This is a genomic window from Ruegeria sp. AD5 (assembly GCF_056542345.1).
In genome coordinates this window covers 1,554,770-1,569,255 of sequence record NZ_JBQFZR010000001.1, presented here as the reverse complement: position 1 = coordinate 1,569,255, position 14,486 = coordinate 1,554,770, and the positions used below count along the sequence as shown (strand labels likewise).

Here is a 14,486-nt window from a genome sequence, read left to right as displayed (position 1 = left end):
ATGGAGACCCGAGCGAATTACATCCTGATCGGTGCGTTCACCCTGGCGGGCATCCTTGGTGCCTTCGGGTTCTTTCTGTGGCTCGCCAAATTCGAAGTGACCCGGCAATACGCCTATTATGATGTGTTGTTCGACAATGTCTCGGGCCTGTCGGCTGCAGGTGGCGTAAATTACAACGGCTTGCCTGTGGGTCAGGTGGTTTCCCTGGACTTGGACAAAGATGACCCGTCAAAGGTGCGAGTGCGGCTTGAGGTTGATGCCGACATCCCTGTTACCAAAGAAACCATCGCACAGTTGCAATCTCTGGGTGTGACAGGGGTTGCTTATGTTGAGCTTTCCGGCGGGTCCCCAACCGCAGAAAGGCTGGCCCAGAACAGTGTCATCCCAAGCAAGCGCAGTTCGATTCAATCCTTGCTTGAGGGTGCGCCAGAGGTTCTGGAAAAGGCGGTCACCCTGTTGGAGAACCTCAATTCGGTTGTTGATGACAAAAACCGAAAGGCGGTGTCGGATATCCTGAACAATCTGGCAGAAGCGTCGGGCAAGCTGGATAAAACTCTGACGGATTTCCAGTCGCTCTCGTCCGATTTGGGCGGTGCGGCCAAAGACGTTGGAGAATTTACCAAGAGACTGGATACGTTGGCGAACACGGCCGAGACGACGTTGAGCACAGGAACGGACACGCTGAAGAGCATCAAAGAGACCTCAGAATCCGCCAAAACAACGCTAGAGACTGCAAATAACGCCATTGCCAGTGCTGAAAGCGTGATTCAGGAAGATATCCGGCCCTTTATCGAACGCGGGTCAATCCTGGCCGAAAGGCTGACTCGGCTGTCAGATGAAGGCAGCGTTACGCTTGAGGTAATCAGCGAGACTGTTCTGAATGCAAACACCACCCTTGAATCGGTTACATCGACTATGGATTCAGCCAAAGGGGCGCTCGATTCAGCAGAGAGGGCGTTTGACTCGGCAAACCGCGTGATGGACGAGGATATCTCACCTGTCGCTGAAGATGTGAGTAAGGCGGCCAATCAGGTCGCGGAAACCGTCTCGAATATTACCGAAAAGATTGACAAGATTTCCGACGATGTTCTCAGCGCCTCCCAATCGGCGTCGGATCTGCTGAGAACCATCGACGGGATCGTTCAGGACAACCGCCGTCAGGTTTCGGACTTCTTGCGCGTTGGGTTGCCTCAGTTCATCCGGTTCATCGAGGAATCACAGCGTCTGGTCATCAGTCTGGATAGATTGGTCGACAAGGTCGAACGCGACCCGGCCCGCTTTTTGTTAGGCACCCAAGCATCGGAGTTTCGTCAATGATACGGCCCTTAATATTGACTCTGGTTTTGGCCGCTTTGACGGGCTGCACGGGCTTGGGCACGCTGCGGCAGGCTTCTAAGCCCAATGACTTGTATTTGCTGACACCCAAAAGCACGTTCTCGTCATCGCTGCCGCGAATCCAAAAACAGATCGTTGTCGAAGAGCCCACAGCGACGGCGGCCGTGAACACCGATCAGATCGCCGTGCAGCCCACCTTGCTTCAGGTACAGTATCTGCCGCGGGCCCGATGGGTGGATCGCGCGCCGTTAATTGTGCAGGCGCTGATGGTCGAAAGCTACGAAAATTCGGGCAAGGTCGCGGCGGTAGGACGTTCGACCGTAGGCCTGAGAGCGGACTATGTGATCGCGCCTGATCTGCGCGAATTTCAGGGCATCGTCATCAGCGAAACCGAAGACACGAAGACGGTCCGCGTAGAAGTGCGCATCAATATTAAGATTATCGATGAGTATGAGGACAAGATCATCGCTTCAAGCTCATTCCAGGAAGCAGTGCTGGCGACCAGCGATAAAACACCCGAACTGGTTGAGGCCTTTGATATCGCCTTGGGCAAGACAATGCGGGATGCCGTGGAATGGAGCATCCGCAAAATCCATACGCATACGCTCAATAACCCTCGATCAACACCTAGCTAGCGGTCGCTAGAACTGGCTCGCTGAGGCGACTTGCCAGTCAGCGGCGAACTCTTCAGGGATGGTCTTGCCCAACAGAGAGCCGTCATCCAGAAAGCTGTATAGCTCGGCATAAGACCGCTCTCGTTCATCCGCATTTCGGCGCCGGATGTCAGCAGGGCGCAGGTCGGAAACTTTTGCTTTGCCCATAGCCCCTAATATCTCGCGGAAACTTTCAAGCGTCGCGTCATGAAACCGATGCACGCGCTGTCGTTTCTGTGGCACATTCACCGCCCGCCCACGGATCGGATCTTGCGTTGCCACCCCCGAAGGGCACCTGTTGGTGTTGCAATGCAGCGCCTGAATGCACCCCACCGCAAACATCATCGCCCGCGCCGCGTTACACATATCCGCACCCAAAGCGAATTTCTCGACCATATCGAATCCAGTGGCCACTTTGCCCGAACAGATCACCCGCACCTTGTCGCGGACCCCGATACCGCGCAGACAGTTGTTTACAAATATCAGTGCCTCGTTGAGCGGCATCCCCAATCGGTTGGTGAACTCGACCGGGGCAGCGCCAGTGCCCCCTTCCGCGCCATCCACCGTGATGAAGTCAGGCAGAATCTCAGTTTCCAACATCGCTTTGCAAATCGCCATAAACTCGGATCGACGACCGATGCACAGTTTGAAGCCTACGGGCTTGCCACCTGACATCTCTCGCAGATGCTGAACGAAATGCATCAATCCAGTCGGTCCATCAAAAGCCGAATGAATAGGTGGGGAAATCACATCCTGATGTACTGGAACCCCACGAATCTCGGCGATTTCTTCATCCACCTTTGCCGCCGGTAGGACCCCGCCATGAGACGGCTTCGCCCCTTGCGATAGTTTGATCTCGATCGCCTTGACGACGTCTTTCTTGGCCTTTTCGGCAAACAGGTCCTTATCGAACCCACCTTCAGGCGTGCGGCATCCAAAATATCCTGTTCCGATTTGCCAGATGATGTCTCCACCTTCTGCCAGATGGTGGGGGGACAGTCCGCCTTCGCCCGTGTTATGCGCAAAACCCCCATCTTTTGAACCGCCATTCAAAGCACGGATTGCGTTGGCGCTGAGTGCACCGAAACTCATTGCTGATACGTTCAGACGCGACGCATTGTAGGGTTTGTCGCACTGAGGGCCGCCCAGTATCACCCGTTCTTCGCTCTCTTCAACGTGCTTGGGGGATAGCGAGTGATCAGCGCGGTGATAACCTACCGTCATGATATCGTACTGAGTGCCAAACGCCTGAGTATCCACCTGCCCCTTGGCGCGGGAATAGACCAGACTGCGGATAATCCGATTATAGGGCCGCCCGCTCTCATTGGTTTCAACGAAATACTGCCGGATTTCAGGGCTGACAAACTCCAACATATATCGGAAGTGACCCAGTACCGGGTAGTTGTTCAGCACATTATGCTTTGTTGTCAGCATATCGTAGAGACCGACAACCGCATAGGGGATCAGTATGATCAGCAACCAGTGGGCGGGTGGCCAGAAAAAACCCCAAAGCAAAGTCAAAGGCAAGCAGACATAGCTGAGGAAATAGTAAAGCCTGCGAACAATCATTTCCTATCTCCCTGAGTAGCGCTGTGACAGCGTGACCTTGAATGGACATTGGGTCCATGACCCTGCTCTTCATCCAGAACGTGGAACAAATTGACCTGTTTGCGCAAGCCCTTGCTAATCAAACAAAGATAACGGTTGGGTTAGCGAGGCCGGTTGAACCAAGCAAAAGCAGTCTGTATGCAAAATGAAACGCTGGTCAGAGCAGGATCAACCGCAGTGTCGAAAACAGCGCCTGCATTCGGGCATCGCGCCCTGATGTATACAGCCGTCTTTGTGGGGGGTGCTGCAGGGTCGTTGCTGCGCGAGCTATTTTCGCTGGAGATCCCTGGCGCTCCGTTCCTAACCGCGACTTTCGGCATCAATGTTGCGGCCTGTTTCGTTCTAGGTTGGCTCTATGCCATTCGAAATCGTGTCCACGCCCACGTCCTGCATCTAGGGGCCGTCGGATTTTGCGGTGGGCTATCGACGTTTTCCTCATTCGTTGCCGAGCTGGAAAGACTGGCAGAAACCGGGAATTGGTTTGTGGTTATCGCCGTAAGCGCGGAGATCGCATTTGGTCTTACGGCGGCGGTTCTTGGGGAAGCGCTGGGTCGGCGGCATCATTCCCGGGAAACATCGGAATGACGACCTTGTATCTGCATGCCATGTTCGCATTGGGCGGAGGATTGGGGGCTGTACTGCGGCATTGGCTGGCACTTCGGGTGACGCATGATCTGCCGTACTCGACCCTGATCGTGAATGTTCTGGGCAGCCTTCTGCTGGGTCTATGGATTGGTTATCTGGGTGGCTCTGCAGAAATGGGCGAAGAGGAAAAACGCCTTGTATTCGGGTTTTGCGGCGGCTTCACCACATTCTCAAGCTTCGCCTATCAATCGCTGCAATTGCACCGTGAACGGACGATCGTATTTGCCGCCGGGAACATCGCTCTCAGCCTCGCATTGTGCTGGTTCGCGCTATGGCTGGGCCTTGTTCTGACGCGCTAGTGAACGGGTGCTGCAGCCCTTTGGTCGGGCCTGGGCGCGCGGCAGAAGAACAACAGTGGGATCGTGGCCAACGCCAGCAGTCCAAGATTGTTGAATACAGTAAGGTACGAGATCATCTCGGCCTGCCGTGCGATCTCTTGCCCCAGAATGGCGGCGCCCTGAGCGCTATCGGGTGTCAGCCCCAGCGGCGCAAGATAAGCCTGTGCAGCAGGATTGTAGGGTGTCACATTCTGGCTGAGCACTGCCGTATTGGTTTGCAGGCCTCGCACGACCCAAGTCCCCACCAATGAAATACCTACCGAAGAGCCAAGCTGCCTGGTGACGTTGAATAGGCCCGAGGCCTCATCCTGCCTTGATTTACTGATGCTCTCGAATGCCAGAATAGACATCGGCACAAACACCAGCCCCATCCCCAGACCACTGACAAAGCCCGGCCAAGCCAGTTGCCAGAAACCGGCGTCGAGGTTGAGCGTGCCCAACATGAAATTCCCCACTGCTGTCAACAGCATCCCCAACCCGGCTAAAACTCGTGGATCAAACCGGGTGACCAGTACGGCCCCGGTCAGCACCATCGATGCACCTGCGGCGATCCCGCGCGGTATGAACAAATGACCGGATTCGATCACGGGGTAATCGAGCAGGCTTTGCACAAAGGTTGGCAGTATGGCGATCCCGCCAAACAATGAGATCGCGAACCCCGCTATCACCAGGTTGCACAGGGCAAAGTTGCGATCCGCAAAAAGGCGCAAATCAACGACAGAATGCCGGGATGTCAGAGAATGGACTATGAACCCCAGCGCCCCAAGAACCGAAGCGATCAGCGCCAGCTGTATCATCCTCGATGACAGCCAGTCCTTGGTCTCACCTTGGTCAAGAATGAATTGAAGGCATCCGATGCCAAGTGCCAGCAGCGCCAGACCTTTCCAGTCGATGCGCACCTCTTCGGTTTTGTCGTCCGGCAACTCACCCGCCAAAAGCAGCAGGGCCATGGCAGCGACCGGAAGGTTGACGAAAAACACCATTCGCCACGAAAAATACTCTGTCAGGACTGCGCCTACAGTTGGGCCCAACACTGGTGCGACCACGACGCCCAAGCCAAAGACCGCCATGGCCTGCCCCCGTTTTTCGCGCGGAAAGGCATCAAACAGGATGGACTGCGACAACGGGATCAGGAACGCGCCGAACATCCCCTGCGCCAGGCGGAACGCGACGATAGTCTGAAGACTCCATGACAGGCCGCACATGACAGACATTGTGGCAAAACCCGTGACCGCAGTCAGGATCAGCCTGCGCCGCCCGACCCGACGCGCGACAAACCCGGTCAGCGGCATGACCACAACGGCTGAGACGATATAGCTGGTTAAGATCCATGTCGCCTGATCGGTTGTGGCCCCAAAAGCCGCCTGAATATGCGGCAACGCAACATTGACGATGGTACTGTCCAGAACTTCGAGAATTGCACTGAGCACGACGGCCACGACAATCACGCGATTGATGTGGCCGGCATCAGTCATTGGCTGGTTCCGGTTGTATCCACCGTAACTTTGCTGCTGCCTCCTACACGCAGCGGAGCATCAGTTGGATCAAGCTCAATCCGCACCGGGAAACGTCGAGTGACCTTGACCCAGTTGCCGCTGGAGTTCTCGGACGGCAACAACGAAAACGTATCGCCCGAGCCTCGACCGATCGACGCAACCTTGCCGGTCAGGGTCGTGTCTGGAAGCATATCCACCTGCACTGTGACCGGCTGACCGGGTCGGATGCGTGGCAGTGATGTTTCCTTGAAATTTGCATCGACCCACCAGTCAGACGACTCGACAATGGAAAATTGCGGCGCATTGGCCGAGACAGACGACCCTGGCCGCAGCGTCAGATTTGCGATCCAGCCATCGGCCGCGGCATAGACCTTGGTCCAGACAAGATCGGCCTGCGCGATTTCCAACGCAGCCTGCGAGGACAACACATTGTCCTGCCGGGCCGCGAGGCCACTTTGCAACGCAGAAAGCTCGGACCGGCTGGTGGTCAACCGGGCCGAAGCCTGTGCGAATTCGGATGTAGTTTGGTCCAGCGAGGCCTGCGCGAGGTCCCCGTCCGAAAACAAAGCTCGGGCGCGTTCAAGATTGCTCTGAGCGGTTTCGTAGAAAGAGTTGGCGCTTTCGACAGCGGCCTGTGCAGCGGTAATCTGGTTCGAGAAGGAGTCAGCCTGCTGAATGGCACTGTCCAGATTAGCCTTGGCCTGATCGACCGAGGCTTGGAACTGTGTCGGATCAATCGAGAACAGCAAATCGCCTGCATTGACCGGCTGGTTTTCGACCACCGCAACGTCTGAAACCAGCCCGGTCACCTGTGCGGCCACATAGATGATATTCGCGCCGATATAGGCGTCTTTTGTTGACGGATACCGCTCTTCATGCCGCCAGAAAAGGAACAATCCAACAGCAATCGTGACCAGAATCCCTGCGGCGGCAATTGCCTTGAATGACTTCATAAGCAGCTTCCTTTTCGGTGCCTAATCGAGCGACCTCACATCACCTGCATATGCATGCGCATGGCCAGATTGCCCAGAATCCAAACTGTCCCGCCGATGATAATCAGCAGAACAAGTGTCGAGAACAGAACCAGGTCCAGATCTTCTCGGCTGCTGCGGCGGCGGTCGATGTGTAGAAAATAGATCAGTTGAACAACCAGTTGTGCCAACCCCAGAAGGCCGATGGTCATATAGACGCCTGGTGTTTCAATACCGAAATGATAGGCGATCACAAATACCACCAGCGTGAGCAGCAGTGACCCACCATAGCCAATCACGTAACGCCGCCGTTCGCGGTGATGCATCTCGGATCGTTTATCCATAGGCCAGCCCTCCGAAATACACGATGGTTATTATGCCGATCCAGATCAGGTCGAGGAAATGCCAGAATAGCGCCAACCGCACCATACGCGACATCAGCAGATCGGTCAGCCCGAACACACGCAGCTGAATACCCAGCACGATTAGCCACAGACACCCGGCTGCAACATGCAAGCCGTGGAGCGGTACGAGACCATAGAAGGCCGACAAAAACCCGCTACGCTGTGGGATACCGCCTTGGGCTGCCATGTTCATGAAATCACGGATTTCCAAAACCAGAAAACTGAGCCCCAGCAGCAGTGTCACTCCGAACCACAGCACGATCCGTGCCCGAGGCAGGTTGTATTTCAGCGCCAACATCGCCAGCCCGACGGTCAAACTGCTGGTCAGCAGAATGAGAGTCTGGGCAAAGATGCTTTTCAGGTCGAACAGCTCATGCGGGCCCGGACCGCCGGCCTGCGCGTCTATCATGGTGATATAGATCGCGAACATCAGGCCGAAATAGACCAGATCGCTCATCAGGAAGACCCAGAAGCCGAAAGTGACGACCTCGGTCGCCTTGTGAGCGCTGGCGTGGTCCTCACCGAGGTTTATCCCCGGATAGCTGTGCTTGGGTGCGCGCCTCATATCACGGCCTCCATATCCGGGCGGGCGAGGCCGCGATTTTCCGGTGTACTTTCATGATCGCGATCCACAGCGGCGGTGCTGTGGACAAGCGCCAACCACGCCTCGTGTTCTTTGCGGACCTCTTCGGCGGGGATGATGACCTCGGTGCTGGTGTCGAAGCTCCAGATGATAATGGCGAGGATCATCGCGATGGTCATCAGTGCTGCCAGCCACCAGATCCACCAGACCAGAGAGAACATCCAGATGCCACTGAGCACGCAGAGGATAAACCCGATGCCGGTGTTGCGCGGCATCTCGATATCTTCGTAGGCCGCGGGTGCAGGGTAGGCTTGGCCGCGCTCCTTAGCTGCAGCAAAGTCATCGCGGTCACTAACCTGCGGAATAATAGCGAAGTTGTAGGGCGGCGGCGGAGACGGGATCGACCATTCCAGCGTGCGCCCGTCCCAAGGATCACCGACCGGTGCGCGGGTCTGTTCTCGGTCGCGTATACTGACCCACAATTGGACCAGGATCGAAAGCAACCCGCAAGTAATCACCAGCGATCCTATGGCGGCGGTGATCATGTAGGGGTGAAAGCTGGGATCCTCCCAACTGAACGACCGGCGGGGCATGCCCATCAGACCAACGAAGTAGAGCGGCATGAAGGTCAGCAGAAACCCAACCGTCCAACAGAAAACCGAAACGCGGCCCCAGAACTCGTTTAGACGGAACCCAAAGGCCTTGGGGAACCAGTAGTTATAGCCGGCTAGCAACCCGAACAGCACACCGGGTAGCAACGCGTTGTGGAAATGAGCAACCAGAAACAGCGTATTATGGACCTGATAATCGACGGTTGGATTGGCAAGAACCACTCCGCTGAGGCCGCCGATGACGAACAACATCAAGAACGCAAGGCCATAAAGCATCGGGACCGAGAATCGAATCCGCCCACGGTACAGAGTCGCCATCCAGTCATAGACCTTTACCCCGGTCGGAATGGCGATCAGCATCGTGGCAATCCCGAACACCGCGTTGATCAGAGCGCTTTGCCCCATGGTGAAGAAATGATGCAACCAAACCGTGAAGGACATGACCGCAATCGACATTGTTGCGATGACCAGTGAGTTGTAGCCATAAAGCCGCTTGGCCGAAAAGGTGGCAAAGACCTCGGAATAGATGCCGTAGGCGGGCAGGACCAGCAGGTAGACCTCGGGGTGACCGAACAGCCAGAACAGGTTGGCATAGTTCATCATGTTGCCACCAAGGTCATTGGTGAAGAAGTGGAAATCGAGATATCGGTCAGCGGCCAGCAACAATGCAGCTACGCCAAGGGGGGGCATGGCAAAGATGATCAGAATCGAACTGCAGATTATCGTCCAGCAATACATAGGCAACCGCATGAACTTCATCCCCGGCGCACGCAGCTTGTAGATCGTGACGGCAAAGTTGATGCCAGTCAGTGTTGTGCCCACGCCAGAAACCACGATGGCCCAGATCCAGTAATCCGGCCCAACGCCGGGATTGAACGCGGCCCCGGTATAGGGCGGATAGGCGGTCCAACCACCTGTTGAGAATTCGCCCACCACCAGCGAGACCATCAGCATTAGCCCGGCCGAGACGGTCAGACCAAGCCCGATCTGGTTCATCACCGGAAAGGCCACGTCGCGCGCGCCTATCATGAGCGGAATTATGTAATTAGCGACACCAAAGACAAAAGGTACCGCGACGAAGAACACCATTATGGTGCCATGAGTGCTAAACAGCTCCGCGAAATGCTCGGGTTCCAGAAATCCGTCCCCCGGTCCCGCCGCCTGTTGGGCCCGCATCACCACACCTTCCAGGACGCCCCGCGCCAGCATGACGATCGCGAAGACAATGTACATGATGCCGATCTTCTTGTGATCAGCGCTGGTCAGCCAATCGCGCCAGAGCGGGCCCCACAACCGGAACCACGTCAGGATGCCAATCACTACCACTACGCCCACGATCACAATGGCAGCAGCAGCGTTTGCAATGATCTCATTTGCGCCAGGATTCTGGATCAGTCCAGCAATGGGAAATGCATCCCAACTCAGGCGACCGAAGAAGCCGGTCTCGGCATTTGTCATTGGCTTGCCTCCTGCCCGTATTCAGCCGTTCCGGGTTGCTGATCCAACTGCAGAGGCTCTCCGCTGTGGTAACGACGCAGGATCGAATGGAACAGGTCGCCCTCTTCCAGCGTGAAATAAAGCGCATTCAGCGGCATGAGTTCTGTGCCCAATGCCGCCTGCACCTCATCCCGATCCGTACGCATCGCCAACGTCCGATAGGTGCTTTCGGTCAACGGTATGCCATGTGCTTTAACACTGGCGACCCATGCCTGAAAATCCTCGGGCTGCATCGCTTGCGCCAGGAATTTCTGCTTTGTGAATCCTCGGCCACTATACTGTGTGTTCTCGCCTTGCATCGTCTCAGGCGAGTCTGCCACCAGGTGTAGCCGAGTCGTCATCCCCGGCATGGCATAGATTTGCCCTGCCAGCGCCGGGATCATGAACGACTGCATCACCGTGTCTGTGGTCAGCGTCATCGCAACTTGCTGTTTGATCGGTATGCCCAGTTCTCCCACCGTTGCGATGCCATGATCTGGATAGATGAACAGCCATTTCCAATCGAGGCCAACCACCTGCACATTTAGGGCAGGCTCTTCTCCAAAAGGGGCCGAATAAGGGTCAAGACGATGTGTCGCTTTCCAGAGATAGAAAGACAGGATCATCACGATCACGACCGGGGCGCCCCACATCACAAATTCAAGCTTCGCCGAAAAATCCCAATGCGGCGTGTATGCTGCATTTCCACCCTTACGTCGGCGATAACGCAGGGCAATCAGCGGCACCAGAGCCAGAACCGGTATCACAGCGATCAGGATAAGAGCCGTCGCGCGCAAAAGGTGTGTCTTTTGCACCGCTGCAATCGGGCCTTGGGGGTCCATGAAGCTATCACTCGCCCCGGCAGACTCAGCCGTCAACAACAGAGCAACAAAGATCACCAAGGCTGGCACAGCGACTGAATGTATCCGAGACAAGGTCACACCTGATGATCCTCTTGCGGCGGGGTTTCCCGGCAACTATCGGCAGAGTCACGGATTTTCTCAAGAACTTTTCCAAAATCACCCTGCGGCGCCGCTGTTGACATGAGGTCAAGCGCGCGCGAGACCAATCATATGCGTTTGGTTCTTGCTATAGTCTCCCTGGTTTGTCTTGCCGCCCCCTCGGTAGCGCAAGATCGCGCTGAGGTTGAACGTCAGTTCCAGAACTGGCTGCAACAAGCCATATGGCCTCGGGCAAAAGCCAAGGGCGTTTCGAAACGCACGTTCCAAAGTGCCTTTGACGGGGTAACGCTAAACTGGGACCTTCCTGACCTGGTTCCGCCGGGCAGCCCCAAAAAGACACCCAAGCAACAACGGCAGGCCGAGTTCGGCTCACCTGGTCGATATTTCAATGCCGGATCAGTCCAGGGTGCCACCTCCGTCGGTCGCAAGATGGCTAGGCGCCACGCGGACACGCTATCACGTGTCGAGAAAGAAACCGGCGTACCTGCCCGTATCATACTGGCCATCTGGGGCCGCGAAAGCGGATACGGACAAGTCCCGATCCGCCATAATGCGTTTCAGGTGCTGGGCACCAAAGGGTTCATGAGCACACGGGCAGAGTATTTCACGGCTGAACTGATTGCTGCGCTACAGATCGCTGAATCCGGTCACGGCCAAGGCCACGCACTGAAAAGCAGTTGGGCGGGTGCCTTGGGGCAGCCTCAGTTCATGCCCACAAATTTTCTGACTTACGCGCGCGATGGCGATGGGGATGGCCGAACTGATATCTGGGGCTCAGCCTCGGACACGATTGCATCGATCGGCGCGTATCTTGACGAGCACGGATGGGTGACAGGCCGCGACTGGGGGTTCGAAGTTATCCTACCCACGACCGTTTCTTGCGCGTTGGAGGGCCCTGATCAGGGGCGGTTGATCCGCGATTGGGTCGCCATGGGCGTAAATCGCGTTTCCGGCAAACCTTTTCCGGCACATGAACTTGATGCCGAGGGCTATCTTATGATGCCTGCCGGTCGTAGCGGTCCGGCCTTTATCGTAACGCCCAATTTCTATGTCCTCAAAGACTATAACACCAGCGACCTTTATGCGCTGTTTGTGGGACATGTCGGTGATCGCATCCAATACGGAGTTGGCGATTTTCGGGGTCGTTGGGGCGATGTCGGCAATCTCTATCGTTCAGATGTCGCCAGCATGCAGCAGGTGCTTGTTCAACAGGGTCATGACGTCGGTGGCGTCGATGGCCTGCCCGGATACAAAACCCGACGCTCGATCGGGCGCTGGCAAGAGGCTTCTGGAAGCACACCAACCTGCTTCCCCGATGCCTCATTGAAGGCCGTTCTGAAGCCGTAGCAGCGTACTGATTCGCCATTTACGAGCATCACTGCGAACACATTCACCCACGGTGATATGTTGAGCTTCACGAAAATGTCACTGCCACGAAGCGTTTCAAAATAAAATTTTAACACCTCCGCCGGCTGCGGTTCTAATCAGCCTTTGTGGTCTTCACCCACCGCAAAACCCTTTACCTTTGCTTCAAAACTGACAGGTTCATGGGCAGTGAAAGATAGCTTTCGCATTCGGATCTCCGACATTGCCTGATGCATGAATGCCGAAATTATCGATCTTGGCACGATCTAGATCAAGGTAAAGTCCAGACAATTGCCGGAGACAAAATGGCAGACAAGCGCCCGCCGCGAATGCGGTTTGGACGTTCGAAACCATACAAAATGGGAGTAAACACATGAACAAAATAATCAGAACCTCTTTGGCAGGACTGTTGTCCTCGACCATCATTACCGGTGCTGCAATTGCTGCCGGTACACATCCCGAAACTGGAGAAGCCCTGGCCGACGATCAGACCTTCACCTATCGGATTCTCGATGAACACAGCTCGGTCGACCCACAAGTCGTAGAAGATGTATCGGGTGCAGAAATTGTTCGCGATCTGTTTGAAGGCCTGATGAATCAGGATGAGGACGGTAACCTGGTTCCTGGTGTCGCCACCGAATTCTCGGTCAACGATGCAAAGGACGTTTACACCTTTACCCTGCGCGATGAAGCGAAGTGGTCGAATGGTGATCCGGTGACCGCAGGTGACTTTGTGTATGCCTGGAAGCGCGCCGTCGATCCCGAACTGTCGTCGCCCTATGCGTGGTTCATGGAACTGATGTCGATCGAAAACGCTGCCGAGATCATCGCGGGCGAAAAACCGGTAGATGAGTTGGGTGTCAAAGCCATCGACGACAAAACGCTGGAAGTCCGCCTGAGCGCCCCCCTTCCCTATTTCCCGCAGATGACCACACATTCGACAACCTTCCCGGCACCGCAGAAAGTGATCGAAGAATTTGGTGACGCCTGGACCAAACCGGAAAACATCGTCTCGAACGGCGCTTATGTTCTGACCGAGCACCTGCCGCAGGAACGCTCGGTACGTGAACGCAACACCGCCTATTGGGACAACGATAACACCATCATCGACAAGGTCGTGGCGCTGGTCATCAATGATGAAAACGTCGCCCTGACCCGCTATTTGGCTGGCGAACTGGACCGCACCGAAATTCCAGCCGGCCAGTACCCACGTCTGAAGGAAGAGCACCCTGTAGAAGCCATCAGCTTCCCACGCCTGTGCAACTATTATTACACCTTCAACCTATCTGATGGTGGCCCCGAGGCTTTCAAGGACCCGAACGTCCGCCAAGCCCTGTCACTGGCCGTTGATCGTGCGATCATCACCGAAAAAGTGATGGCAGGCGGTCAGCCCGAAGCCTACACTTTCGCCCCCGAAGCAACCGCAGGCTTCACCGTCCCGGCCGTTGAAATGGCATCCATGTCCCAAGCCGAACGCGACGAGTTGGCGAAGGAGCTTCTAGCAGAAGCAGGTTATGGGCCTGACAACCCTCTGAGCTTCCAGATGGTTTATAACACCGCGGAAAACCACAAGAAGGTCGCCGTTGCGCTGAGCCAGATGTGGAAGCAGAAGCTTGGCGTGAACGCCGAACTGGCAAATATGGAGTGGAAAGTCTTCCTCGAGGAGCGCGGCAACCAAAACTTTGAGCTGGCACGTGGTGCTTGGTGCGGAGACTATAACGAAGCGTCGACCTTCCTGGACCTGCTGCAGTCGGACTCGGGCTATAATGACGGCAAATATGCCAACGCGCGCGTTGATGAGCTGCTGGCCGAGGCCAAAACCTCGGACGATCCGGCTCCGCTTTACACCGAAGTTGAACGCATCATCGCCCAAGAAACGCCTGTGATCCCGATCTATCACTACGCAGGCGTCTATATGATGGACAGCGATGTAGGCAACTGGCCGGTGAACAACGTCGAGCAGAACTGGTACTCGAAGAACCTCTACAAGCTCGCTGAATAATCGTCTTTGAACCACGCCCTGCCCCGGAGACATCCGG

13 protein-coding genes are annotated in these 14,486 nt (G+C 55.8%); 6 read left to right on the top strand and 7 right to left on the bottom strand.

The window, feature by feature from the left end:
• Positions 1–1,317: an MlaD family protein gene (locus tag ACR0JG_RS07540; protein ID WP_480568672.1), complete on the top strand. Its 1,317-nt coding sequence runs from the start codon at positions 1–3 to the stop codon at positions 1,315–1,317.
• Positions 1,314–1,970, top strand: coding sequence for an ABC-type transport auxiliary lipoprotein family protein (locus ACR0JG_RS07535; RefSeq protein WP_170596158.1), 657 nt, complete (start codon positions 1,314–1,316; stop codon positions 1,968–1,970). Before ACR0JG_RS07540 ends, ACR0JG_RS07535 begins: the two co-directional genes overlap by 4 nt.
• Positions 1,971–1,976: 6 nt before the next feature.
• Here ACR0JG_RS07535 and ACR0JG_RS07530 read toward each other — a convergent pair whose 3' ends face one another.
• On the bottom strand, positions 1,977–3,557 hold the full coding sequence (locus ACR0JG_RS07530; RefSeq protein ID WP_480568669.1) for an FMN-binding glutamate synthase family protein: 1,581 nt from the start codon (positions 3,555–3,557) through the stop codon (positions 1,977–1,979).
• Positions 3,558–3,773: 216 nt separating this feature from the next.
• On the opposite strand from ACR0JG_RS07530, the gene ACR0JG_RS07525 reads away from it, so the two are divergent.
• The gene (locus tag ACR0JG_RS07525) at positions 3,774–4,181 is read left to right on the top strand and encodes a fluoride efflux transporter FluC (protein ID WP_480459525.1); all 408 of its coding nucleotides are present in this window, start codon (positions 3,774–3,776) and stop codon (positions 4,179–4,181) included.
• Positions 4,178–4,540: a fluoride efflux transporter FluC gene (locus tag ACR0JG_RS07520; RefSeq protein ID WP_170465759.1), complete on the top strand. Its 363-nt coding sequence runs from the start codon at positions 4,178–4,180 to the stop codon at positions 4,538–4,540. The genes ACR0JG_RS07525 and ACR0JG_RS07520 overlap by 4 nt, the downstream gene beginning before the upstream one ends.
• Here the strand turns inward: ACR0JG_RS07520 and ACR0JG_RS07515 are convergent.
• From ACR0JG_RS07515 to ACR0JG_RS07490, 6 genes are read right to left on the bottom strand one after another with little or no spacing between them, the layout of a single operon-like run.
• A complete protein-coding gene (locus tag ACR0JG_RS07515) occupies positions 4,537–6,054 on the bottom strand; it encodes a DHA2 family efflux MFS transporter permease subunit (RefSeq protein WP_170407819.1) in 1,518 nt (505 codons plus the stop codon). The genes ACR0JG_RS07520 and ACR0JG_RS07515 overlap by 4 nt on opposite strands.
• On the bottom strand, positions 6,051–7,028 hold the full coding sequence (locus tag ACR0JG_RS07510) for an HlyD family secretion protein (protein ID WP_480568665.1): 978 nt from the start codon (positions 7,026–7,028) through the stop codon (positions 6,051–6,053). Before ACR0JG_RS07510 ends, ACR0JG_RS07515 begins: the two co-directional genes overlap by 4 nt.
• Before the next feature lie 35 nt (positions 7,029–7,063).
• A complete protein-coding gene (locus ACR0JG_RS07505) occupies positions 7,064–7,390 on the bottom strand; it encodes a cytochrome o ubiquinol oxidase subunit IV (RefSeq protein WP_255612219.1) in 327 nt (108 codons plus the stop codon).
• Positions 7,383–8,015 (bottom strand): cytochrome c oxidase subunit 3, encoded by a 633-nt coding sequence (locus ACR0JG_RS07500; RefSeq protein ID WP_170422821.1) that lies wholly within the window; start codon positions 8,013–8,015, stop codon positions 7,383–7,385. Before ACR0JG_RS07500 ends, ACR0JG_RS07505 begins: the two co-directional genes overlap by 8 nt.
• The gene (locus tag ACR0JG_RS07495; RefSeq protein WP_170422823.1) at positions 8,012–10,102 is read right to left on the bottom strand and encodes a cbb3-type cytochrome c oxidase subunit I; all 2,091 of its coding nucleotides are present in this window, start codon (positions 10,100–10,102) and stop codon (positions 8,012–8,014) included. Before ACR0JG_RS07495 ends, ACR0JG_RS07500 begins: the two co-directional genes overlap by 4 nt.
• Positions 10,099–11,061 (bottom strand): cytochrome ubiquinol oxidase subunit II family protein, encoded by a 963-nt coding sequence (locus tag ACR0JG_RS07490; RefSeq protein WP_480568662.1) that lies wholly within the window; start codon positions 11,059–11,061, stop codon positions 10,099–10,101. Before ACR0JG_RS07490 ends, ACR0JG_RS07495 begins: the two co-directional genes overlap by 4 nt.
• A 132-nt stretch (positions 11,062–11,193) precedes the next feature.
• Between ACR0JG_RS07490 and ACR0JG_RS07485 the strand changes: the two genes are divergently transcribed.
• Both ACR0JG_RS07485 and ACR0JG_RS07480 read left to right on the top strand, forming a co-directional pair.
• Positions 11,194–12,429, top strand: coding sequence for a lytic murein transglycosylase (locus ACR0JG_RS07485; protein ID WP_170394492.1), 1,236 nt, complete (start codon positions 11,194–11,196; stop codon positions 12,427–12,429).
• A 391-nt stretch (positions 12,430–12,820) separates the two neighbouring features.
• The gene (locus ACR0JG_RS07480) at positions 12,821–14,449 is read left to right on the top strand and encodes a peptide ABC transporter substrate-binding protein (RefSeq protein WP_480568659.1); all 1,629 of its coding nucleotides are present in this window, start codon (positions 12,821–12,823) and stop codon (positions 14,447–14,449) included.
• Positions 14,450–14,486 lie beyond the last annotated feature (37 nt).